At 43.5% G+C, this 25,505-nt stretch carries 13 protein-coding genes; all 13 read left to right on the top strand.

The features are described from left to right. The first annotated feature begins 5 nt into the window (after nt 1-5). The 13 genes from AC5FX6_RS11420 (at nt 6) to AC5FX6_RS11360 (ending at nt 25,484) form a co-directional block, all read left to right on the top strand. A complete protein-coding gene (locus AC5FX6_RS11420) occupies nt 6-2,279 on the top strand; it encodes a peptidase domain-containing ABC transporter (protein WP_493597183.1) in 2,274 nt (757 codons plus the stop codon). Nucleotides 2,280-2,291: 12 nt separating this feature from the next. After that, nucleotides 2,292-3,026: a hypothetical protein gene (locus tag AC5FX6_RS11415; RefSeq protein WP_220627767.1), complete on the top strand. Its 735-nt coding sequence runs from the start codon at nt 2,292-2,294 to the stop codon at nt 3,024-3,026. Between the two features lie 275 nt (nt 3,027-3,301). Then, entirely contained in the window at nt 3,302-4,024 is a 723-nt protein-coding gene (locus AC5FX6_RS11410) for a LytR/AlgR family response regulator transcription factor (RefSeq protein WP_493597182.1), read from the top strand. A 445-nt stretch (nt 4,025-4,469) separates the two neighbouring features. Continuing rightward, nucleotides 4,470-7,544: a lantibiotic dehydratase gene (locus tag AC5FX6_RS11405; protein WP_493597181.1), complete on the top strand. Its 3,075-nt coding sequence runs from the start codon at nt 4,470-4,472 to the stop codon at nt 7,542-7,544. Between the two features lie 12 nt (nt 7,545-7,556). Then, nucleotides 7,557-8,684, top strand: a complete 1,128-nt coding sequence (locus AC5FX6_RS11400) for a sensor histidine kinase (RefSeq protein WP_493597180.1) — start codon at nt 7,557-7,559, stop codon at nt 8,682-8,684. A 1,894-nt stretch (nt 8,685-10,578) separates the two neighbouring features. Then, a complete protein-coding gene (locus AC5FX6_RS11395; protein WP_493597179.1) occupies nt 10,579-12,291 on the top strand; it encodes a vitamin K epoxide reductase family protein in 1,713 nt (570 codons plus the stop codon). 130 nt (nt 12,292-12,421) lie between these two features. Continuing rightward, nucleotides 12,422-12,646: a hypothetical protein gene (locus tag AC5FX6_RS11390; protein WP_493597178.1), complete on the top strand. Its 225-nt coding sequence runs from the start codon at nt 12,422-12,424 to the stop codon at nt 12,644-12,646. A gap of 182 nt (nt 12,647-12,828) precedes the next feature. After that, complete coding sequence (gene gwsG / locus AC5FX6_RS11385; RefSeq protein ID WP_493597177.1) at nt 12,829-13,848, top strand: grasp-with-spasm system ATP-grasp peptide maturase; 1,020 nt, start codon at nt 12,829-12,831, stop codon at nt 13,846-13,848. A gap of 197 nt (nt 13,849-14,045) precedes the next feature. Next, nucleotides 14,046-15,047: a grasp-with-spasm system SPASM domain peptide maturase gene (gwsS, locus tag AC5FX6_RS11380; protein WP_493597176.1), complete on the top strand. Its 1,002-nt coding sequence runs from the start codon at nt 14,046-14,048 to the stop codon at nt 15,045-15,047. A gap of 662 nt (nt 15,048-15,709) precedes the next feature. Beyond that, nucleotides 15,710-17,890: a peptidase domain-containing ABC transporter gene (locus AC5FX6_RS11375; RefSeq protein ID WP_493597175.1), complete on the top strand. Its 2,181-nt coding sequence runs from the start codon at nt 15,710-15,712 to the stop codon at nt 17,888-17,890. 111 nt (nt 17,891-18,001) lie between these two features. Continuing rightward, complete coding sequence (locus AC5FX6_RS11370) at nt 18,002-19,291, top strand: beta-barrel domain-containing protein (RefSeq protein ID WP_493597174.1); 1,290 nt, start codon at nt 18,002-18,004, stop codon at nt 19,289-19,291. Nucleotides 19,292-19,600: 309 nt separating this feature from the next. Then, nucleotides 19,601-20,089, top strand: coding sequence for a hypothetical protein (locus tag AC5FX6_RS11365; protein ID WP_493597173.1), 489 nt, complete (start codon nt 19,601-19,603; stop codon nt 20,087-20,089). 1,105 nt (nt 20,090-21,194) lie between these two features. Then, on the top strand, nt 21,195-25,484 hold the full coding sequence (locus tag AC5FX6_RS11360) for an NACHT domain-containing protein (protein WP_493597172.1): 4,290 nt from the start codon (nt 21,195-21,197) through the stop codon (nt 25,482-25,484). Nucleotides 25,485-25,505: the final 21 nt, after the last annotated feature.

The following is a 25,505-nucleotide window of genomic DNA, read 5'->3' as shown; positions in this document are numbered from 1 at the left end:
GGGTAATGCATTCCAAGTATAAGTTTTATAAGCAGTTGGACTACATGGACTGCGGTCCTACCTGTTTAAGAATGGTGAGTGCATATTACGGGAAAGAATATACCCTGGACTACCTGCGGTCCATCTCGCATATCACCAAGAATGGCGTGAGCTTTCTGGGGCTCAGCGAGGCCTCCGAAAAGGTCGGGTTCAAAACGCTGGTAGGCAAACTCTCATATGATCAGCTAAAGGAAGAGGTGCCCCTTCCCTGTATCCTGCACTGGAACCAGGACCACTTTGTGGTGCTCTACGACGTAAAGGAGAAGTCCCTGCTACGGCGGGAAGAAAAGCTGGTGATCGGGGACCCCGGCCATAACCTGGTGGAGGTGGACGTGGAAACGTTCAAGAAGTGCTGGGTCAGCACGGAGGACGGGAGAGGGGTCGCCCTCCTGCTGGAGACTACGCCGGAATTTTACAGCCGAGACTCGGATGAGGAGCAGGAGGAGAGTTCCTCCAGCATTGGCTTTCTGTTCCAGTACATCAAGCCCTACAAGGCGTTTATCTTCCAGATTTTCCTGGGGATGATTCTGTCCAGTTTTATCAGCATGTGCTTTCCTTTCCTGACGCAGAGCCTGGTGGACTTCGGGATCAACAAGCAGAATATTGGCTTCGTCCACCTGGTGCTGATTTCCCAGCTGGCCCTCTTCATCGGAAGCCTGCTGGTCAACCTGATCCGAAACTGGATTCTGCTCCATGTCAGCACCCGGATCAGTATCACGATTATCTCCAATTTTCTGATAAAATTAATGAAGCTGCCCATCAGTTTCTTTGAGTCGAAGAACATTGGCGACATCACCCAGCGCATCAGCGACCACCACCGTATTGAAAGCTTCCTGACAGGCTCCGCGCTGAGTACGCTTTTCTCCATCATCAACCTGGTCATTTTCTCCATTGTGCTGGGTATTTACGACATGCGGTTCCTGCTTGTATTCTTTGTGGGGAGCAGCCTGTCTGTGGCCTGGATTTTCCTTTTTCTCAAGCGGAGGCGCAACATCGACTACAACCGCTTTCAGCGGGCACGGGAAAACCAGAACAGCATTTATGAGATCATTACTGGCATGCAGGAGATCAAACTCTACAACAGCCAGAAGTCCCGGCGCTGGGAGTGGGAGAAAATCCAGTCGAAGCTCTTCAAGATCAACATCAAAAGCCTGGCCCTGGAGCAGTACCAGGAAATCGGCGCCACCTTTTTCACGCAGCTTAAAAACATCCTGATTTCCTTCATGGCGGCCCTCTTGGTGATCGAAGGGCAGATTTCCCTAGGGGTGATGCTGAGTATCTCCTATATCATCGGGCAGATGAATGGTCCGCTCAACCAGCTTATCCAGTTCGTCAAGACCGTCCAGGACGCCAAAATCAGCCTGGAGCGGCTGGGGGAAATCCACAATAAGCAGAATGAGGAAAAAAGCAGCCTGCAGGTAGCTGATGTGCACGAGGAGGACTTCGGACACTCGCTCAACCAGGTGTTCTTTGCCAAAGGGCTTAACAGCAGGTTCAGGCCGGGTATCACGCTGGACAATGTCAGTTTCCGGTATGGACACGCAAAGTCCGCCCTGGTGTTGAAGAACATCAGTCTACATATCCCCAAAGGACAGGTGACGGCCATCGTGGGCGCCAGCGGGAGCGGGAAGACGACCTTGATGAAACTGCTCCTTAAATTCTATCCTCCCACCGAAGGGGAGATCCTGGTGGATGGAAGTAATCTCAACGACATTTCGGCCAAGCTGTGGCGAAGCCAGTGTGGTACAGTGATGCAGGACGGTTACATCTTCTCTGACTCCATCGCCCGCAACATTGCCCTGGACGGTAATAAGATCGACGAGCTCAAGTTAATGAACGCGGTGCACGTGGCCAACGCGCATGACTATATCTCACAGCTCCCGCTGGGTTTCACGACCCGGATTGGAAATACGGGCTCCGGCCTGAGCGGTGGCCAGAAACAGCGGATCTTCATTGCCCGTGCCGTTTACAAAGAGCCGGGGTACATGTTCTTCGATGAGGCTACCAGCGCGCTGGACTCCAACAACGAGCGCATCATCATGGAGAACCTGGACGAGTTTTACAAAGGCCGAACTGTGCTGATCATCGCCCACCGGCTGAGCACGGTCAAAAAAGCCGATCAGATCATCGTGATGAAAGACGGGGAGATTGTGGAGCAGGGTACGCACCTGGGCCTGGTCTACCAGCGCGGCTACTACTATGAGCTTGTTAAAAATCAATTGGAACTGGACGCCGCCTAAACTGAATATAAAATGCCAAACCACAGTCCCTTAAACGCAGAAGAGCAGAGCCATGAGATGGAGGAAATCATCGGACGGGTGCCGCACTGGATCACCCGGTGGGGTATTACCATCCTGTTCATCGTCTCGGCCATCGGTATCTTCATCAGCAACACAATCGCCTTTCCGGACAGTGTGCCGGCCGAGGTGTTGATCCAGGCCAAGGAGCAACCCGGAAAGGTTTCCCTCAAGCGAGAGGATGCCGGGCAGGAGTTCATTTTCCTTGTGAAGGACGAAGAATGGGTGCAGCCTGGAGACACTCTCTTCATTCACCGGAACACCTCCAAAAACATCAATGAACCCATTATCACCCCCATGTCCGGTCAGGTTTTCATTTCCAAAGGGATAGATGACAGTAATACACAGGACTATGTGGTGTGGGTCGTGCCCAAAACGACCGATTTTGAAGTTAAGCTGTTCTATCCCGTAAAAGGATCCGGGAAGATACAGCTCGGACAGGAAGTTGTCATCACAGTGGACAACTACCCACCCTCGGACTTTGGCTTTCTAACCGGTCGAATCACCAAGATTCTCCCGGTTCCCGTGGACGGGAAGGTGCAGGGCTATGTAACGCTGGATCACCGGCAGCTGCAGACGAACCTGGGGAAGGAACTGCCCATCAAGTACCTGATGATCGGGAAGGCGGAGATCGTGCTGGAAAGAAGGACCATCGCGGGCAGGATCTTTGGGAATGTCCTACCCCTTTAACCGGACTGAAAGAGGCGCAGCGTCCCGCATCATGTTGAAAGAAGCATTTTTAAGTTGAAAAGATGGGTTTTCTAAAGAAATTTCGGCAACTTGACATATCGTGCTGGCTTGGACAGATAAATTTCATCACTCGCTGTCCCGGCTGCCCGTTCTTTTAGCATGGGTGAAGCATGCGGAGCAAACCAGACACAATGCTGTCAAGCTGTGGTCTGTTCCGGCTCCCGTTTCCACTTCCATTGAACCGATTAACCTTGTGAACAAACTTTGTAGGACGCATGAAGTGTATAATAATTGATGATGAGCCCCTGGCACAAGAGGTGATTGAAAAACTCGCCGCGAAAGTGCCTTTTCTGGAAGTGATTAAGAAAGCCGGAAACGCGATCGAGGGATTGCAGGATATAGAGAATCTGAAGCCCGATCTTGTCTTCATGGATATTCAGATGCCGACCATGAGCGGTATTGAGCTGATTAAAATACTAAACAACCACCGACCGCAGATCATTCTAACCACCGCCTCCCCTGACCATGCCCTGGAGGGTTTTGAGCTGGACGTGGCCGGCTATCTGCTAAAACCGATCTCATTCGATCGTTTTCTTAAAGCGGTCAATAAAGTGCACAAGTTGATCAGTCAGGGGAATCAGACGAGGGAAAATACCAGCGACGGGCAGATGCCCAACTCCCATTTCTGGGCGAGAGTGAATGGAAAGCTGTTACTGATTAAATTTGAGGATGTACTCATGGTGAAAGGTATGAAAGATTATGTCCAGATTTTTCTGAGGGAAAAGAAGATCATCACTTATTTAACCATGAAGCGGGTTCTCGAAATCCTGCCTCAACAGGATTTTACGAGAGTGAGCAGGTCATTTATTGTGCGTACCTCTTCCATTAAAGGCATTGATGGCAATGTCCTGGAAACCACCATATCGGACGAAGAGATCATTATAGGCTCAACTTACCGGGAAAGTATTAAGAACGAGGCAAATAAATGGTTAAAGTAACTTGGATTGGTGCAAAGATCCAATGCGGAACCTGTTGTGTTGCGATGATGAAGAGCCGGTATGCCCTGCATCCTTTTCTGATTTGACTGTAAGGTGACTAAACCCGGTTGGGACATCCGTATCCCATAACACAAATCGCTTTAAGCAGGTAGCGGATGAATATCTGCTGCATCCCCACTGTGTAGTTATTAGACAAGTTCCTAGATTGTCCCACCCTATATGCACACGTTACTGGAAATGCCACATGGGGGTAAAAGTTTCGGGAAAAGCATTTCCTTAAGAAGCTTTACTCCCTCATCGCTATTGTGCGGACTTTCCCGCTATTCTGTTGAAGCAGTTGTAGCACGGGTTTCACTTGGCTTTTTACCATATAATTTGAATATTCTCTATTTTGGCAATTGTCATTTGTTTTGAACAGAGAGACATTACTTAAATACACTTGTTTATGCTCGATCATTTCGGACAATTTGTGGTGCGTAGCCCGCTATTATCATATAAAGATATTCGGAGCGACGCCACGCATAGTTTGGAGCAACTGCTGGAGGAACATTTAAAAAACGACCTTTTTCTGGAGGCAATCTATTGGGCTTCCCAGGCGCTTTATGATGAGACTGTCAAAATGCTGCAAGGAGATGCTCGAAACAAAGACAGGGTCCTCCGGAGTTTGAAAAAATATCTGATCAGGGCCTCAAGCCGCTGTACCCCGTTTGGTATATTCGCAGGCTGTAGCGTGGGAGAAATTACAGATAGGCAGGGATTGGCTGCGTTCTTACCTGTCTCGGCTTCCCTGCATAAAGCTATCCGAATGGATATGCACCTGCTGTTTACGCTTATCAGCCATATCAGCAGGGACTCCGCCATCAAGCCGTTACTCACTTATTACCCAAATAATTCCCTGTATGAGATAGGAGACACCTACCGATATATCGAGTTTGAGGTGGAGCAGGGGGTGAGAAGCTACCGGATCGCTTCCGTTGAGAAGGATTGCCTGCTGGAGCAGATATTTTTGGCTGCGAGGACAGGCCTGAAATTGGGAGGCATCATGGCATTGATCGGGCAGGAGGCTGAATCCTCCGAAAAGGAAGATTTTACCCTGGAGCTCATTGACTCACAATTGCTGGTAAGCGAGTTGGAAATAGCAGTGACTGATCCGGACCCGCTTGCCACCCTGCTGGGCAAACTAAAGAGAATGGCCCCCCGTGAAGACAATAGGCAGTTGGAGCTATACATCCAGGTACTGACGGACTTGCAGAAAGCGATTGTTTTGTTGAATGAGAGCACTGCGAGGTCAAACCGGGATCAAGTAGCGGGTATATTCAAGCGGGGCCTAGCAAGCATAGGCGTAACGACCTACCACAATAATTTCTTTCAGGTAGATCTTTTAAAGAAGTCTGCCAAGCCGCTGGCGATCACAGAGGCAACTGTTGCAAACGCAGTGCAGGGAATAGAGGTTATGAGTCGCTTCACAACGGGAAAGTCAAGGCAGGAGAGAATGCTGTCCGATTTCAAGAGGGCCTTCGTGGAGAAATACGAGACGGAGGAAGTGCCTCTCGCTGAGGTGATAGACGCTGAGACAGGAATTGGTTTCCCGGCCCTTTCTAGTATTGGAAATATTACGACCACCAGGTTGGGCAATACGTACCGGGATGAGATACCAAAAGAGCAGTCGATAGAGCCCTGGCATACTTTTCTAAAAGGGCTATATGAAGAAGCCATGCGCCAAGGGCTGGATGGTATTGCGCTTGACGATGAGAATATTAGCCAGTTCCCCCAGAAAACGAACCAGCTGCCGGTAACTTTTGCAACGATGTTTTCCATCGTGTCCTCCGGCCATAGGCAGTTGATTTACCTACAGTCTGTTGGTGGAGCGACAGCGAATACCCTTTTGGGAAGATTTTGCCATTTGGACAGTGGGCTCCATATGCTTGGACTGCAGATTGCTAAAAAGGAGCAGGCATCCTATCCAGGCTCAGTATTAGCTGAAGTGCTGCACCTTCCCGAGGCCCGGGTGGGCAACATCCTCCAACGACCTGTTTTAAGGGAATTTGAAATTCCCTTTTTGTCAGGAGCGTCGGTGGGGGAAGAATTTCAATTGCCGGTTACGGACCTAATGGTTAGTGTTGTCCGGGATACAATAGTTCTCCGCTCCAAGCGGCTGGGGAAAAGAGTAATGCCAAGACTGTCGGCAGCCCACATGTATTCCCTAGATTCTCTTCCTGTGTACCATTTTCTATGCGCTCTTCAACATCAGGGAAAGACGGCTCTTCAGGTTGATTGGGGAAGCTGGGCGGAAGATTTGAAATACCTGCCACGGCTCTCATACAGGAATGTTATTCTTGCGCCTGCTTCCTGGAGGTTCACATCAGCTGATTTAGCGCATATTACAGCAGGTGACCGCACCTATGAGAAACTGGAAGAGTTCTTTAGGAAGTGGAAGCTGCCACCAACAGTTGCGATCACGAAAGCAGATAACCAATTGGTCCTGCATCTATATAAAAGGGAGTACCAGGAGATTTTAATCCGGGAGCTTAAAGAACAGAGAAGCCTGAACCTGATTGAATGGCTGCATTTTGCCGAAGGCCAGGACCAGGAAAGCTACACAAATCAAATAGTCTTGCCACTATACCAAACGGCACCCGAAGCGGTAGAGGTTACCCCTATAGGCTCAGCGCAGGGCACTGCTATACAACGTGTATTCTTTCCTGGTAGTGAATGGCTGTATGTAAAATTGTACTGTGGTGCGCATGTTTCCGACAGGATCCTGACAGGACCCCTAAAAAAGATCATGGACCGATTAGTAGCTGAAAGTTTTATTACAATGTACTATTTCGTACGTTATACTGACCCGCATTATCATATCAGGTTAAGAATGCATGTGGGAGACGGTGCAGGAAATTTTACGGAAGCCTTGAACCGAGTGAAGGCTGCTCTGGATGAATTTACGAGACAAAGGTTGGTATGGAAAATACAGCTTGATACCTACGTTCGGGAACTGGAAAGGTATGGTGCCGCTTACATGTCCCAGTCTGAGAAGATTTTTTTTTACGATTCTGACTTGTTTCTTGCTGCAAGTGAGCAGATTTCCTTGGACGAGGGGGAGGATAGCCGTCTCCTGTATGCAATCCAAAATGTAGCAGGGTGGCTGGATACATTTCAATTAGAGATTAACGAGCGCCTTGCTTTCATCCAATCCGTATGCTCTTCACTGGGAAACGAATTCGATCAGGGACTCAAAGTGGAACTGGATCAAAAATACCGGTCATTACGACACAGGGTGTCCCCAAATCAGGGCCCTAATACAATGGATTTGCTTTTGGCACTTCGTAGGAGCCTGATTGAGAAAGAAATAGCTCCTGTTTTGTCCAGTAAAGCGCATCCGCTCATTAGGAACCTGAGTAGTTACATCCATATGAGCATGAACAGGTGGTTTAATACCGATCAACGGCTGCAGGAGTATATCGTCTATTATTTCCTACAGAAATACTATACTGAAAAGCTTAAACGGAAAGGTGTACGATAAAAATTTGTTTTCATGAAATTAGATTTCAAAACGTATAATCCCATTACCAGATTCATGCTGCATGCAGCCATGTGGATAGGGGTGTACTGCATGCTCATGCTACTGCTCAAACTGCCTCTGCAAGGTAACATTGGGGAAGTCTCATTTAATGCTTTTATACTTTTCTTGCTGTTAATGGTGGTTTCTATCCATTATACAATCGCTTACGGCATTTCAGGGTTTATCGAAAAGAGGAAGTGGATTCATGTACTAGTTGGTTTGGTCAGCCTATATCTGCTTTCAGCCATTATCTCCAGCCTCGGTCTTGCTATGTTGGCAAAGGCGTTTCCTGAAAATATAGTTTTAGGGGGATTAAGCGCGCGATACAGCATAAAAGAGGTGGCAGATCTCTTTACACTCAGCACATTTCTTTGGATGATGTCCTTTATATTTCCCTTCTGTATGCTGACATTGCTTTTGAAGTTCTACAAGAAGCATGTTGAAACGTCAAGAAGGATCATGTATTTGCAGAAAATTAATTCTGAACTGGAGCTAAATTTTCTTCGCTCACAGATGAATCCCCATTTTTTCTTTAACACGCTGAACAGCCTGTATTCCCTTGTATTTGACAATGATCGAGCTGCCAAGATCATATTGGATCTCTCTGATATGATGCGTTTCTCTCTTTATGAAGCGAAGGCGGAGCGGATTCATCTGGTGCGTGAGATTACTTTCCTGACTGATTACATTGGACTGGAGACATTGCGTCATCATGACCGGGTGTTTATTGATTATACCTTTGAGCTGAATGGGCACGATCAAGCTGAGATACCACCATTGCTTTTGGTAAATTTCATTGAGAATGCATTTAAGCACGGCGTACATAACACTGTAGAGAAGGCATGGGTTGATATCAACATGGTGTGCCAGAAGGGGATGATGACCTTTAGTGTGAAAAATAGCAAGCCCCCCACAGAGAAAACCAAGTCGAAGCTTGATTCCGGAATAGGACTTGAAAACACTAAAAGACGCCTCGACATTATCTACCCGGGTAGACATAAGTTGGAAATTGCAGAGGAAGCGGAGACATTTAGTGTAGTACTTCAAATCCAAATAAGCGAGGCTGCCTGGCCTAGCACTATTGATAAACAGATTGCCTAAACAAGTTAGCTCCAGGGAGACGGCAACCGGGATGATTATGCCACCTCGGTTCGCCTTTGTTAGGTTCTATACCAGAGCTGTTTTTCAATGGAGAAAACCCTCGTGCAGGAAAACATTTAGACGTAGTAGAAGAAAGGTTTTGTGAAGGGATTCGCTGGCTGTTAAAGAAAAAGCCATTATTTCCTGTAGCATCATGATAATTTGAGCGGGGTGTGAACGGGCAAGAGAGCCCAGAAAACCGTTGTAGTGGATGCAATGAAATAATAAATTGTCTTAGGTTGGGGCCGACAAGGTATTCTAGACCTTTTGCGATGCTTTCAATTACTCTTTCGCCCGGTTCATGCGCTTAGTCAGCAAACTTTCCTCGGATTCTTAGAATGCTGGATAATCAGGTGCGGTTAAACACAGCTCATTAAATTTCCTCTTCTTATTAAGTTACCCTTGCGCTATTAAGAGAAGACTATTTACCATCGCAGCCTTAACCTTACTCTCTGAATGCAAAAAGCGACCTCATAATAGCGCTTTGCTACTATAAATTGTAAACTGATTCCCCAATTGAATGATTGTGCTGGTAAATACTCTGGCAAGCTGGGTAAGGAACACGGACGGAGTATGCATGGGTGTTGGGCGAGACGATCGATGGAACATCCGCTATTGTCAGGTTCTTGCTAAACAATCGACAACTTCCAGACCCATCGGACTATCTGTTACCAGTCCGACGAAAGGGATTAATCATTAAAAAATTGTCATGTATCCGGCCGAATGATAGCTGGCATTCCCGGAAGGAAAGGATCCATCGGAAAGTATGTCGTGTTATAACACAAGTTCATCTAGGTAGTTCCATGGTATATCTAATATGTTATATAGATACGATATAATTATTTATGTTTGAATATATATAAACATGCCTAAGAGATATGAAAACGAGACAATTACTTCTAAAAAAACAAGTAGTACTTACACTGAAAGAGGCTTCTGGCAAGAAGGGGAAGTCCAACAGGATTTACAGTACCTCAGGTTTACCCACCGTGTCATCAGAGTTCGGGAATTAGTTAAGAGTAATTTTCTGATCGACAGTTACACTGCCAGATTTTTTAACCGACCTGAAAAGTTTCACTTTGATAACAAGGAAAACGAAATTCATGTTGTAAATCCAACTGACGAGTACAGAGCGGGTATCCCGCCAGGATTAAGGACTCTCAGCGCTCCAAGGAACCGAAATAGAGTCACCAGTAGCTGAAAAAGCAGCTTTCATTCTTGTCAGGGACTAGATGCTAACTACTATATACCATATTGGTTGTATCCGGTTATGGGAGATGAGGTTGTGTTAGCAGTAGCCTTGAGAGGCAACACTTTCTAAATGGTATCGAACAAAGCCAATTGTGAGTTATGTCTTAGGTGCCTGCCAGTCAGCTCCAAGGGAGGGTGCAAAGGACACCGCTGGATTCACTTCCGGTAAATATCCCCTAAAATGTACGTTCTACATTACCTGTTTCAGCCACATGCACGCGGGTTGGGATTAACCGTGGTGTAGGTTGTTTAACAGGAGAGCTTAGTAAGTGTGTGCCTGTGTCTGGTCAAGGTGCAACTGTATCAGGCTGGAGTAGTTTTTCTGCAGCCAATATACAAGATGTCACTCTAAGTGTTGCAAGGCCATCCCGGCGAAGGTCAGCTTATTCGTTTCAGCTTAAGATCAGTATGCTGTTTGAAAAATCGTTTTCCATTTATCGGGACAGCTTATTGGTGTAAAATTTTTTGTTCCAGTGCCCTTTATATAGCCTGAACAGGTCAGCCGCTATGACCCCATGAGTACAACCCAACTTAGGGTGTTAAAAAGCAGGATAGCCAAGAAAAGCTTCCATTGGAGGCAAAGTAACGCTATATAGGCAGCTTCATGAAAAATATTATTTCATTTACTCATCACCAGATAATAGTTAAGACAAAGCCGATGCTGCAAAACCTCAACAATGAATTTACGCTCGTTCATAAAAATTATCTTATGAATTTGTTAGGCACGCTGTCACAGCTGAACCCGGTGTACTCCTCTCATCCTCTGTGCTTTATCACCAGTAAATTGCTGCTGAGAAACGGAATACGGGTAAATGCCAATCTATTAGAAGAAAGACTCATGGAGCACCCCTATTTCCCGAGCCTTCTCAGTATTAGTGAAGCTTTGGACAGTATTGGAGTGGAGAATCAGGCCTTTAAATCAAATCTGGATAGCCTGGAAGTAAGTGATAATCTACACTTCTTGGTTTTCCTTAAAATAGAGGGTGGAAAATTCGCCGTCGTCGAGAAGATTAATAAAGTAGAAGGAAATGTGAAAGTCTTAACAGAAAAGGGTGACAGGATTACATTCAGAAGCGAAGACTTTGTTCATATCTGGGATGGGATTGTCCTGCAAGTGATACATGGTACACCTCGAAATAAATTGCAAACCTCTGACAGAGAAGGGAATTATCCTGCTTATCTTCGTTATAGTCTCTATGTCTGCTGTTTCTTTATAGGACTATACCTATTTCAGCCCCAGCATTTATTTTATGCTCCTTTACGTGTGACACTGATTGCCCTTAATAGTATCGGTTTAGCAATTTCTTGGTTATTGGTGTTACAAAACCTGCATGAAAACAATACATTAATGAACCGGGTTTGCCAGACCGATGAATCTAAGGGTTGTGGTCCTGTATTGGGTAATAAGGCTGCAAAGCTTACTTCATGGCTTAGTATGGCCGAAGCAGGTCTGATGTATTTTGCCGGTATAGTTTTTCTGCTCTTATTTTCTGCCGAACCTACCCTAATTTTCTGGCTAATCATTACGGTGCCTATTTTCTCACTATATGCAATTTACCTGCAAGCAGCTGTTATAAAGCATTGGTGCAGGCTGTGCCTGGTAGTGCATACCGTAGTGTTTGCAAGCTCTAGCATCGTTCTGGCGATTTTCATAACCTCATCGATACAGTTTGAATATCCTGCCGTAACACAGGGTATCGTGTTCTTGCTGCCCGCTTTGGGGTGGTTATGCGCAAAGCCTTTCATCATTCATTTCAGGGAAGGAAAGAAGTCTAAGTTAGAATACAAAAGATTAAAGTCTGACCCTGATTTATTCAACACACTGTTAAGGAGACAATCTAAAATCAATGTGCCAGAAGAAATCAAGGTGTTCTCCTTTGGGGATAGTGAAGCCGAGCATGAGCTGGTTCTTGTCTCAAATCCTTTTTGTGCACCATGCGCCCGTGCCCATGCTGTGGTTCATGACTGGTTGAAGAGTGAGCTTCCCTTTAGAATCGTCCTCATTTTTGTTCACGGCAATGATGGGCAGGACAAGAAACAACGTTTTGTCAAGGCTATTTCTAGCATCGATGATAAAACAAGGTTGTTACATGTATTGAGCGATTGGTTTAAGAATGGACACTTGGAACTAGACAACTGGATCAGCTTAAATGGTTTAGAGGAAGGAAAGTTGCCGTATGATGAAGATCAATACGAAAACTGGTTGAAAACCGCTCCTTTGCCAGGTACTCCTTCCTTTTTTGTAAACGGCTATAGACTCCCTGATACTTATAAACTAGAAGACATTAGACATTTAATAAGTGAGGTGCAGGAATGAGGAAACCTGCCTCTTAAGCACGCTCATCATAAGAGATTGTTTGGCCAACAATGAAGTTGCCTGACTTCAAAAGAACAGGATAGGGAAAGCCGAACCCGAAAAATGAGGTATAATATAAAAATAAAAAGTTATGAAGAATTTGTTTCCAAGTAAAACATTAGGATTAAATGAACAGCAATTGCTGTCAAAGTTAGAAATGAAAAAAGTAGTTGGAGGAAGCTGCACATTAGGGGATAGAACCTATTATTCTTCCGGTGGTACATGCGGATATGATACTGTAGCAGGAGGCACAGGAAACGGTGGCTGCGCAATTACAATAGATACTGAAGAGACAGGCCCTTGCGGAATGGCGTAATCATTATCTGATTAAACTAGGTAAAAGCTTCCTTATCGGAGTGTGATAAGAGTAGGCAGCAGGAGAGATGATTATTTTTATGCTTGTTACTCCATAAAAAATAATTTCCCTAAAGCCCTAAAAAGGGATTGTATGCAAACTGTTATTTATTCTGATGAGGGAGCCTTTATATAATTTATGATATGCTAAAGAGATGCAAGGAAGGAAGTGTTCTCATAATCAGTGAGAATAGGGATGTCTCCACCAATAAAGTAATGGAGTATTTAAGCTACTTTGGTCAGAAGGAGGTGGCAAGGATAAATGTTGAAGATGCACTCGGGCTAAAAAAGATCTCAATAGGAGGGGAGTTAAAGGAAAACCAGCTTTCTGTTTTTTCTGAAACAGAGGTGGTGAAGTATGAAAATATTAAATCCGTTTGGTACAGAAGAGGTGGGCTGTCACTTGCACCATTCAAGGCAGAGGGTATTGATTCCTCTTTAAGAGAACAGCTCCTGGGATTTTTAAATCTGGAATGGGAAAGTATTAAGCATTTTCTGTTGACCAGAAAGGGTAAAGAAGGAAAATTCTTTCTAGGTGATATGGATAAAGAAATGGGCTGTAACAAGCTGGTAAACTTGGTAATAGCCACTAATGTAGGATTAGCTGTACCTGAAACCCTAGTTACTGCTAGGAAGGATGAATTAACCAGGTTTGTAGAGAAGCATGACAAAGTTATTACAAAACCTATTACAAACACACCCACTTTTCAGCACGATGGTCATCTGTATTCCAACAGTGGAACAAAAATGCTTGTCATGGAGGACATGGAAAGTTTAAGCTCTGTCTTCTTCCCAATCCTCGCTCAGGCATACATTAAGAAAGTATGTGAAATCAGGATATTCTTTATTAAAAATAAGCTGTTTTCAATGGCGATATTTTCTCAAAATGATGCTCAGACAGCGCTTGATTATAGGAATTACAATTACCTGAAACCAAATAGGTTGGTGCCTTTCAAGCTACCACTAGAAATTGAAGAGAAGCTAACCGCTTTTATGCTGGAAGTTGACATGGATACTGGATCCATTGATTTAATACTATCAGACAATGAACAGTATTATTTTCTGGAGGTAAATCCCTGTGGTCAGTTTGATTGGCTATCGTTAAACTGTAACTATTATATTGAAAGTGAAATCGCAAATTATCTGATGAATGGAGAAGCTTGAAATTGACTTGGGAAGACATGCATCATTTCTTCCAGTAACAATTCACAATTTGAAACTGGTGCAAAAGTTACCTGCAACTCATAGAATCCGGATTTCAGATGGAAAAATAAATACACTTCAAGTCAGGAAAGTAATTAGCCAGAAATTTTACAAACCTATTTCTAAACTCAATTAGTTTATCTAACACATTGCGTAGCATGCTTGACCAGAGCCAATACCCTTTACTTTACTCATGTTGCATACCTGTCAGAGGGGCTAAAAGAACTATTATTTGCGATCTTCAAAGGCAATCTTATATACAGGTTCCGAGCGAGCTTTATGAGTTGATGGCACAACTAGGTTCCAGGACGGTGCAAGAATTACAGGAGAGCTATTCAACCGAGGATTTTAAGGTTTTACAGGTTTTTCTAAATTATTTATATGACAACGAATACCTGTTTTATACAAGCACACCGGCATGCTACCCAAGTTTAAAACTGGACAAATGGGACGAACCTGCAGCGATTACGAATGCTATCATTGATCTAGATCAAAACAGCTGCTACGACTTTGAAAAGGTATTCTTTGAGCTCAATGCCTTAGGTTGCAGATATATTCAGATTAGGTGCTTTTCACCGAAAAAAGTAGATTTCTATCATGAGCTGCTGATGCACATTGGTAACAACCATGTCTATTCCATTGAGCTGATACTAGCTTTTGATGAAACCCTTAACGAAACGAGTATAGGAGCCCTTCTTCATAAGTTTGCTTTTATTACCTCTATATGTATTCATCGCTCACCGTTTTGCAGTTCTTATGAATTAGAACAGTGTGACATCCGCTTTGTGAAAGATGAAGTAAGAGATGAGAGCCATTGTGGAGTAGTTTCCAGTGACTTGTTTGCCATCAATATTAAACTTTTTACTGAGTCTCAAAGTTGGAATTCCTGCCTGAATCGAAAAATTTCTGTTGACAAGAATGGCAACATCAAAAACTGCCCGTCCCTTGACACATCGTATGGTAATATAATGTCTAACTCCATGATTGAAGTGGTACAAAAAAAAGAATTCAGCAGTATCTGGAGTGTCACTAAAGATCAGATTGAAGTTTGCAAGGAGTGCGAATTCCGGTACATCTGTAGTGACTGCAGAGCATACACGACCACCGGATCACTTGTCTCAAAACCCCTGAAGTGTACCTATGACCCTTACGCTGAGTAAGAGTGTAAAATTCCGATGATGCTATGTATACTGTTATGATAAACCTAGTTTTTGCCCTTACAATATTGGCTACATGTTTTACCCTATTCAGTCAGACCGGCGAAATCATCATCCGTCCAGCAAGTCCATGCTGGAGTTCAGGGCAGGATACTGTAGCAGCCCAAAGAATAATAGCCCCGAAAAGGTATTTGATATTTGACGGTGAAGACGAGTATGTTAAGATAATCGGTGGGCTGCTTTCGGATAATGCGGAAGACTGCCTTGTTCAGGACTTTTTTATTGTTTCAGCCCCTGTTAAAAAGAAAGCTTATAACTGGAGCATATCCAGGGGAGGTACGGGTATACAATTCCAAGCATACCAAGTTCGAAGAACTTGTCTATGATTAAGTTGCGACAAGATACGATCCTTATCAAGCATATGGAAATAATAACCGCTTTAAGCTTCCATTCTTAAGCAATCATAAGAGCCGGCAGGGGTTCATAGGATAAAAATATACTCCGTCCTGTTATTGCTGCTCTCGTTGCCTTGTCTATTCAGAACAATGCCCTGATGCGACATTTGCCTTAACTGGCACCAGCATTCCCTGTAACACCAGTTGTTACTAGGTAATGAAAATAAGAAGAGATTTTATCTTTTAACAGGTATAAAATATAGACAGATTTTGAGAACTCCATTTTATAAACAGCCCGACCAAATGGATTGTGGTCCAACATGCTTGCGAATGGTAGCAAAGTACTACGGCCAGAACCATGGCATTCAGAAGTTACGGGAGCTGGCTGAGATTGGGAAAGAGGGTGTGTCTATCTTAGGAATCGCAGAAGCAGCAGAGAAAATTGGTTTTCGAGCTAGTGGTGCAAAGTTGGACTTGGAACACCTAAAGGAGGCCAATTTGCCTGCCATTCTACACTGGAACCAGAATCATTTTGTGGTTCTCTATAAGATTAGTAGAGACAAATGTATTGTAGCTGACCCTGCAAATGGAATTATCCAATACTCCCATGAAGAATTTTGTGCGAGCTACTATAGCTACAAGAACAATAGCAATTCACATGGAATTGCTTTATTGCTGGAAACCACTCCCAGCTTTTATAAGGAGGAAGAGATTGGGCAAAAAGCCGGATTTATAACCTTCTTTACTTATCTGCGACAATACAAGAAGCTTGTCGGCCAGTTAATGCTCGGTTTGTTAATTGGTACGCTGCTGCAGCTGATACTTCCGTTCCTCACGCAATCAATTGTCGATACAGGTATAATTACACAAAACTACAATTTTATTTTCATTGTTCTAGTTGCCCAGTTTATGCTGTTACTGGGGCGTACAAGCGTTGATTTTATTCGTTCCTGGATATTACTTCATATCAGTACTCGTTTAAACGTTTCTATTCTTGCGGATTTCCTCTCAAAGCTGATGCACTTACCCATTAGTTTTTTCGACTCAAAATTGATGGGAGACATTTTGCAACGAATAAATGATCAGAAGAGGATTGAAAGTTTCCTGACCAATCAATCGCTTAATGTCCTGTTCTCCCTGTTTAACCTAGTCCTCTTTTCCTTTGTGCTGGCCTTCTACAGCTTAATGGTTTTTTGGGTTTTTTTAGCGGCCAGTCTGCTCTATACAGTGTGGGTAGTTGCTTTCTTAAACAGGAGGAAACAGTTGGATTATAAAAGCTTTTCTATTTCTGCACAGAACCAAGGAGCCTTGATACAGTTGATATCAGGAATGCAAGAGATCAAGCTCAGTGGCTGCGAACAGCAGAAGCGTTGGGAGTGGGAGCGCATTCAGGCTAAATTGTTTAAGTACAGTGTTAAAAGTCTCAAATTAGGCCAGTATCAGCAGGCAGGGGCTTTTGTTATCAATGAAAGTAAGAACATCATCATTATTTTTCTGGTAGCCAAGTCCGTGATTTCGGGGCACATGACCCTTGGTGCTATGATGGCCGTTCAGTATATACTAGGTCAGCTGAATAGCCCGGTAGAGCAATTACTTGGTTTTATCCGCTCATGGCAGGATGCCAAAATCAGTATGGAGCGTTTAAACGAGATTTATGAATTGGAAAATGAAGAGGCTGCATCAAAATCTTATCAGGTAGAGCTTCCTCATATGAGAAGTATTGGTCTGCAGAAGTTAAGCTATAAATACCCTGGAGCAGGAAATGATTTTGTGTTGCAAAATATAAATTTAACTATTCCTGAGGGTAAAACTACGGCTATAGTAGGGATGAGCGGAAGTGGGAAGACCACAATCCTGAAGTTGCTTCTGGGCTTTTACACCCCTAGTAAAGGAGAGATCAGGGTCGGCGAAACTGCATTGGCTAATATAAAACCTTCTGTCTGGCGTAAAAACTGTGGCATCGTCATGCAAGATGGTTTTATATTTTCTGATACAATTGCGAATAATATTGCCGTCTCTGATGAACGTCCTGACATGATACGCCTTTGGCAAGCCTTAAAGGCAGCGAACATTCATGAGTTTGTGCTGTCACTACCGCTAGGTATTAACACTAAAATCGGATCCGAGGGCCATGGAGTTAGCCAGGGACAGAAGCAGCGCATCTTAATAGCACGTGCAGTATACAAAAATCCGGAGTACATACTTTTCGACGAAGCGACCAATGCCCTTGATGCCAATAATGAACGAGTGATAATGGACAATCTGAACCATTTTTTTAAAGGACGCACCGTTGTGATAGTAGCACACCGCCTGAGCACTGTTCGAAATGCGGACAACATCATAATGTTACATAAAGGTAAAATCATTGAAACCGGCACTCATGAAAGTCTGGTCCAGCAGGAGGGGGAGTACTTTATGTTGGTCCGAAACCAATTGGAAGTGGGGATATGAGTGTCAAAGCGTAATGCAGCACATGAAAGGCTGCTTACCTTCAGCTGGATGAAATATATCCTGATTTAATTAGGCAGAGCAAGACGTTAAACAAGACAAAGAAAATAATAAATGTCAGTCATTCACACTATCTCAGTGCAACACAGTGAAGAAGTGCAAGAAATAGTTGGAGCGGTTCCGCATTGGCTTGTCCGGTGGGGAATTAGTCTGTTCTTCCTTTTGCTGCTGCTTATCTTCCTTTTTTCCTCCGTTATTAAATCACCAGATCTTGTGTCTTCCAGACTCAGGATTGATGCTGAGAACAGACCTCAGGAGGTTATAGCACGGAAAGAGGGCAAGCTTTCCAACCTTTTGGTGGAAGCGGGGCAGCCTGTGCAGGAAGGCGAGCTACTGGGTTTGATGGAAAGTTCTGCAGACTATGGGGATGTTAGGTTGCTTAGCAAATTGATAGAGACACTGCAGGCAGAAGTTTTGCAAGACAATTATGCTTTCGTGCATCAGGTTGTTTTACAAACGGAGCGGCATTATGGGGAACTACAGCCATCTTTTCAGGAATTTTATATCGCATTTTTGAAGTTCAGGAGTTATGCGCCTGGTGGCTTATATGCCAAAAAAGTAGAAATGATCAGGCAAGAAATAGTAGACCTAAACTTGCTGGAACAGCAGCTATATGAGCAACAGGAGATTAACCAGGAGGAGCTCACCATGGCCTTGAAGGAGTTTGAAACAAGTAGAGCACTTGCCAATGCTATGGTAATCTCAAGGAAGGAATTAAGAGAAGAAGAATTAAAGCTTCTAAGGGCCAAACTTCCATTGCAGAATACTAAATCTGCCATCATCAACAGTAATCTAACCCAGAGCTTAAAGCAAAAAGAACTCATGGATGTAGCTCAACAGATCACTGAGCAGCAGGCATCCTTCCTAGCTCATATCCAACGTCTGAAAAGTGAGATTGTCACTTGGGAAAAAAGGCATGTTTTATTAGCTGAACGCAGTGGGAAGGTAGTCTTTCAACAACCATTGGAACAGAACCAATGGTTGGGGTTAAATGAACAAGTGATGTACATCGCTGGTGAGCAAGAGATAAAACCGTTCGGTGTACTGACACTGGGGCAACAGGCCTTCGGTAAAGTAAAAGTGGGGCAGGATGTTTTGGTTAGGTTGGATGCATACCCAACTCAAGAATATGGGCTTTTGAAAGGTAAAATCACCTATATTTCCCAAGTTATTTCAGGCGACTCGACTTTTACAGCAAAAGTGTCCCTGCCCCAACATACGACCTATAACAAAACGGTGAAGCTACAGATCGGTTTGGTAGCAAACGCTGAGATCGTAACGGAGGATCGGAGTTTATTGATGAGGATTTTCAGCAGCACAAGGGATATGCTTTTAAACAATTAGATATATTTGATTTATATCTGGGCCGGCGTATGCTATTGACCTGGAATCATCCGTTCGAGATGTTTCCCTGGTGGAAAGTTGAGTTTGTGGTTTATCAGGTTGAACCTTAATTAGTTGCATAGGAATGTGACAAAGACGTGGTAATAAGCAACTGTCATGAAAGTATCAGCAGCCTGGTGCATGATTTAGCTTTAATATAAATTTAATACCTGCTATAAGCAGAAAGAACAAATAAAGACACCAAGGCCCACGTATTAAATTCGGCCGACGGCATACAATAGAATTATACACAACGAATAAAAATTAGCTATGCGAACAAAATTTTTTATTACAGGCATCTTCATCGGTGCGGTTTACTCCACTGGCTATGCTCAGAAGGTAGTTGAAATAAACATGAATGACGAGAACTGCCTTCATGTGGTAGATGGTTTAATTTCATCTCCAAATGAGAGTTTCCCTGACAACCTTGCTCACTTCGAACAGGCGGCAAGCCAGGAAAAGTTGGAAAAGCTTGGTTTTAGCAACAAGCAATGTGTAATAGTGAAATCGTCGGGTGACCTCGACATTGAGAACTATATTTATAAACAAGTACATGAGCAAATACAGCTGATTGGAACCAAGTATAAAATTCCAATTGCAATCAATGGAGAGCTCATATTTAATCACACAGACAGACGGAACCAGCTGAGTCAGCTGAGAACTGAACAAGTGAAAAAGATTAAATTTTTGAACAAGTCAGAAGCACAGGCAAAGTACGGTGACAAGCTCGTCTTTGGATTGATAGAAATTACAGTATAAGAATGTCGCTTGCTAACGTGACGCGCTTATAGTTTTTCATACTGCAATTTTCATCATGTTAAGGGATTATACCAGATGCCAGCATGAAGTTCACACAGGTATTGTGCCGGGATACGCTTCCCTGTGGCATGGTCAGCCTGGAGAAGTTGATCTCCTGGACAACGAGGTGCGCTGTATGGAGGCCTTGATATCGAACCAACTAAAACTGGGCAAACCTGTTTGGGTACAGCTTTTATTGCTCCGAGTAAAATCTGCAATGAGCAGACCGTAGGTTGCTTTGAAATCCGGCACCATGGTTTAACTTGACAGTTAAGCATGGGATATACTAGAATTTGAAAACAGATTCAGTGCGATTGTAGCAGCACCTTGGATCATATACTATTCTCGCAGTGTTATATCAACGCTCTTTCTGATTAAAAGACTTGAAACACTATTTTTTAACTAGTCTAACCGGTCAGGGCATAAACAGTGATGTAGAAAGTGGCTATACCGAAAGAGTATCTTAAAGCCTATTCACCGCATCAGCCTCTGGAAGAGCCGAAACTGACCAAATGAGCGGAACGGGGACTAGGCGGCACACCGAGGGTTGAGACAGGTGGGTCGGCTCGATAAAGCCGACCGACTGCCGACCGTTTTCTGTCAACAGAAGGTGAAAGGCATTGTCTCTGCGACCTCCAACGCCAAGCACCCCTGCCTGCTGTGCCCAAAGCTGTGTTTGTGTGAAAGCCAGAGGGGCAGGTGGCATACCGCACCGCAATGTCATCTGAGCCAGCAAAAGGGGAGCAACTGTGTAGTCCTGGCCTAATTTGGTGCAAAAGTACTGCTACTTGAATAACCGCATTTCTACAGCCGATCGCTTAAATTTATTCTTTTATTTAATTTTAGGAAAAGCAATCTATAAGTATGCTTTAATTCTTGTATAGCTTTTTTTGTCACTATAATGCACTCACCACTGATTTCTGAAGTTTAAGTGTACTCAGGTTTTATAATGGCATTTTAATAAAAACCAAATTGAAGACTAGGGATAAGGGAGATTCAACCTATTTTCAGATGGCCATTGGATGAACACGTTGATTTTCTTAAATTCTGTATAATACATTAATGAATGAATAACATTACGAGAATTCAGGTACTGGTTTCTTGCCCGAAAGATGTGGAAGGCGAAAAAGAGGCTGTTAAGAGAATCTGTAGCAGAATCAGTAAAAATTTGCGTGTTGAAGAATATGATATAGATGTTATTGTAAAAGAATGGAGGGATCTCATAGGAAGCGTCGGGCCGCTTCCTCAAGCAATAATCGATGAGTACATAAAGGAATACGATATCTACATCGGTATCTTATGGATGAGATTCGGAACCCCCACTGGTATGATAAATGCTGAAACAGGACAAGGATTCGGTTCAGGAACTGAGCAGGAGTTTTACGAAGCTTATCGTAAATGGGGGGTAAAACACCATTCTATAGCCTTACATCTCTTTTTCAAGGAGCCTGTCGCCACCATGGATAGGGAGGTACTCAAGCAGTTGGACGCCGTACTCAAATTCAGGGTAGAAATAGAACTTGATAAGAAGTGGATTTCTGATTTTAGCAGCCAGCAGGAGTTTGAAGATGCGGTTTCATCTATTATAGAACAGCGTGTTTATAGGGTGATAAACCAGCAAAATTTATTTACCAAGAGAATAGTCGTTCATGCCAATGATAATAAATCCTTAAATGAAGCGGATCAGCTTGTAGTTGATTTATCCTTGTTTACACAAGGAATAACAGAAACAGAGTTTAAAATAAACAGGTGTTTTAGAGAATATCGAGCTCATGCATCCCGACATGCTTTTTCTGAAGGAAATGGTAGCCTGGAGCTTATTGATATGGTCCAGAAATGCGGTAGGATTGTCATTCTAGGAGATGCGGGCTCCGGTAAGTCAATCGAGATGCAGCAGTTAGCGTCCAAGTTTTTATCTGAGGATAAAGCGCTTATTCCGATTTATAAGCGCTTCAATACCTATACAGATGAGAGCTTGGAAGATTTCTTGCCTGCCGGCTGGGAAAGCGTGGAAAAATCACTTTTGCTCATTTTAGATGGTTTGGATGAGGTTCAGCCTATTCATTTCAACACAGCTGTTAGAAAGGTTATTTCTTTTGCCGAAAACCATCCTGCCGTTAAAATCGTGATCTCTTCGAGAACGAATTTCTATGAGTTGCCGACGAAGGATTCGTCCGGTACACTTCAGGGGTTTAGTGTTTTTACGCTCAATGATATCAGCCTGCAGGACGTTCAACTATTTGTTGATAAGAAGTATGGGATTGACGGTGCTGCATTCATTCGAGCAGCAGAGCGGATGGACTATACAGAACTGCTGCAAAGACCATTTTTCCTGAAATTACTAGCGGAGACTTATCTGAAGATGGGGGATTTAACTGGTAGCAGGGCGAGCATTTTCGCCCATTTCATAGATTCCAGGATAGCCTATGACAATGAGCATTTTAAAACGACCGTACCGCTTCGGAACAAGAAGGCTGAAATTTTAAAACTGCTGGAGAGAGTAGCCTTCGTGATGGAGGCCTTCGGACAAAACACCTTAAAAGGAGAAGATGTTTTGAGGATAGTGGGGAGCGAAGAAAATTTCAACCTGTTAAAATACTGCACCGCTTTTAACAGGCAGGGTGATGAAACCGACATTTGGGCGTTTGAACATAATAACATCCAGGAGTACCTAGCCGCCAAGGCGCTTTCTACCTTACAGGTCGATAAGATTAAAGAGAACATTTCTTTCAAACCGGGCTATAGCAAGGTCAAGCCAACTTGGGTCAATACCCTTTCATTTCTGGTAAGCATTATTGAAGGTGACCTTTTAAAAGAGTTGACAGAATGGCTGATCATAAATGATCCCGAGGTCGTCGTGAAATTTGAACCAGACCGATTAGCCGAAGCCGATCGTGTAGAAATTTTTATAAAGATTTTCAACATCTACAAAGACAGAGGTATTTGGCTCAGTTCAAATAAGTTTGAGAACAAAGAACTTGCGCGTTTTTCCCAGTCAAATACTACAATAGCGTTTCTCATCAAGCAGCTAGAAAGCCCAGAGTGTCCAAGAATTATTGTTTTAAACGCTTTATCAGTACTTAAATACCTGGAATTAGCCTTTAGCAATAGGACACCAGTAAAGGAGGCACTGTTAAGCTTGTTAACTAGGTATAATGCTGACAATGGAATAGTGCATGCCGTGTTGCAAACATTAGCCAAACTTAAGCTTAACATGGAGGATGTGATTGAAGAAGTCTTGCAAAGGCTCCAGGAGCACAGGAACCAGTATGTTCGCGCCGGGTTGTATAAGCTGATCAATTCAGCAGCGCTTTCAGACAAATATGTAGAAGTTTATTTGGCAGGTATCGCCCTACTGGATTCAAAGGACTTTCCAGAGGAGAGAGAATCGGTCATTTTCTGGGATGAGGAGTTTAGTCTTCAAGAGGGCCTTAATTCATTGAAGAAACCGGAAGCAATCAAAAAGCTCATCACCTACTTTACAAAACCATATGGGGTTAGGCAGAGCAGGTATGCGGGCAATCTTGAAATTTTCCGGGTAATGGTCAGTAAGGCAATTGAGGCTTATGACAGGGAAGCAAGTGTTTTCGAGGACATGCTAACGCTTTTCCATGCCTATGGCAAGATTTACGAACGGGAGTTCTCCCGCATAGTAGCGACTTTTTTCACTGAAACTGGCACGCAAGTGGAGGCGTTCAACAGAACGTGGAATCACCAGGAACTGGAATGGATTGAGAAAGACTTTTTAATGGCTCCATTCATTAACAGTCAGGTAGTTGAAAGTTTTGTCGCAGACTATAAGAGCAGAAACCGAACAAACGCTGAAGCAGAGAAATTTCACCAATTATTGCAAAGAAACCTTCAACCCGATACAGAGAAGGCATATTTAATTCAAAATTTAGAAGATGGAGTGAATGAGGCTGCTGGTATAGAATTCTTAAAAAGAATGCCATCGATTGATTATAGTGTCCTGGAGAAGGAGAAAATGCAGCAGAACTTTAACCTACTGTTCAATAAGTCCAAATTTTCTTTAGAAGTTGAAAGGGTATTTGAAGCCTTGGAAACTGATTCTCTCGGTTTTGATGATTTGTGGGAGTATAAAAAGCAAACAAACAGCTACATTGACCAGGATTTTGCAAAATCCCCTTTGAACCTGCTACGTGATTTTACGCGTGGCGAGCGAAGCATAGAGAAAGATGAAATCGGGAAGTGGTTGGAAAGAGGCAAGAACTTCGAGACCTACCAAGTCAGCGAAATTTATTCCTCTCTAAAAAATTACAGCTACTTGACTGTAAGCCCAGAGCAGAAAGACTGGATAGCATCTTGGACAGGCAGATCGCTTCAGGAGCTGGATATGAAGCAGGCGGTAAAGTTGAGAGACGGTGACGGTGATTCCATTACTATTTCAAATACAGCTATTTGGGCTTGGTTTTTCACCAGGAGGTTTGACTTGGAATTAAGAGAAGAAAAAGCACTGGACTTTACGCTCTTTACCAATTTTGAACAGACAGATGACAATGCACTTTTTATAGCTGGGCTTGAGAAATATGTTAACAGGAGCGATTTAGAGCAGCGTGTTTTGCAAAATCTGAAGGAAGGTATAGCCAGTAACATCGTGTGGGAGAATAATGTGCTATATGCCCTTGACCATCAGATCGAATTGGCGTATGATAGTATCATAGATGAATTGCTGCATAGTGATCGACCTGATTATACCAGAGCAAGATTACTAAGGAAATTTCATGAAGCCACGCAGGATGATGCTTTGCTCCTTACAATACTTGGATCAGTTAAGGATGATAAAATCCGCTGGACATTGCTTGATCTTCTCCTAGCTGATTCCAATAACCATGAGCAGGCGGCCTCATACTTACTGCAAATGCTAAGCCAACAGGGGAAAACTGTAGAACAGAAATTAGAAGCCTCCAAATACCTGGTCATGATGGACCGGGTGGAAGGGTTAAAGTACTATGTTAACTACGTTAAGCAGCACCGGGATGCTTATTTCGAGTTTCATAATCTTCACTTCCTGCACCATTTGAGAGATACTGGGGCCATCCCGCCATTAATTGAACTTTACGCGCTAGGAAAAGATCCAGCTTTCCCCCAGGATGAGTTTAATAGGTTGGACTATGAAGCCATCAATGCGCTTTATGCCATCGGGCTCTTGAGTGAGAGGAATTTGGTACTGGTGAAGTGTGCTTTGATTTCATTTATAGAAGAGTGGAAGGATACAATAGCTAATTTGAACTTCTTATACCATACCATTGATAAGATGGAGCACCAATTTTATGTGAGTAAGTCCCAGGAGTATAGTATCGCTGATGCTATACAGGCAGCTGATCAACTGAGGTAGCACACTAGTGAAAAAGCATGT

The organism is Pontibacter sp. LHS2, assembly GCF_058932845.1.
The sequence above is the reverse complement of the archived record's forward strand: the minus strand, read 5'-3'. Positions and strand labels throughout refer to the sequence as shown.

What these genes read in the sequence shown, in the direction of transcription:
- AC5FX6_RS11420 (WP_493597183.1), top strand. Translation starts at nt 6, where the DNA reads ATGCATTCCAAGTATAAGTTTTATAAGCAGTTGGACTACATGGACTGC.
- AC5FX6_RS11415 (WP_220627767.1), top strand. Translation starts at nt 2,292, where the DNA reads ATGCCAAACCACAGTCCCTTAAACGCAGAAGAGCAGAGCCATGAGATG.
- AC5FX6_RS11410 (WP_493597182.1), top strand. Translation starts at nt 3,302, where the DNA reads ATGAAGTGTATAATAATTGATGATGAGCCCCTGGCACAAGAGGTGATT.
- AC5FX6_RS11405 (WP_493597181.1), top strand. Translation starts at nt 4,470, where the DNA reads ATGCTCGATCATTTCGGACAATTTGTGGTGCGTAGCCCGCTATTATCA.
- AC5FX6_RS11400 (WP_493597180.1), top strand. Translation starts at nt 7,557, where the DNA reads ATGAAATTAGATTTCAAAACGTATAATCCCATTACCAGATTCATGCTG.
- AC5FX6_RS11395 (WP_493597179.1), top strand. Translation starts at nt 10,579, where the DNA reads ATGAAAAATATTATTTCATTTACTCATCACCAGATAATAGTTAAGACA.
- AC5FX6_RS11390 (WP_493597178.1), top strand. Translation starts at nt 12,422, where the DNA reads ATGAAGAATTTGTTTCCAAGTAAAACATTAGGATTAAATGAACAGCAA.
- gwsG (WP_493597177.1), top strand. Translation starts at nt 12,829, where the DNA reads ATGCTAAAGAGATGCAAGGAAGGAAGTGTTCTCATAATCAGTGAGAAT.
- gwsS (WP_493597176.1), top strand. Translation starts at nt 14,046, where the DNA reads ATGCTTGACCAGAGCCAATACCCTTTACTTTACTCATGTTGCATACCT.
- AC5FX6_RS11370 (WP_493597174.1), top strand. Translation starts at nt 18,002, where the DNA reads ATGTCAGTCATTCACACTATCTCAGTGCAACACAGTGAAGAAGTGCAA.
- AC5FX6_RS11365 (WP_493597173.1), top strand. Translation starts at nt 19,601, where the DNA reads ATGCGAACAAAATTTTTTATTACAGGCATCTTCATCGGTGCGGTTTAC.
- AC5FX6_RS11360 (WP_493597172.1), top strand. Translation starts at nt 21,195, where the DNA reads ATGAATAACATTACGAGAATTCAGGTACTGGTTTCTTGCCCGAAAGAT.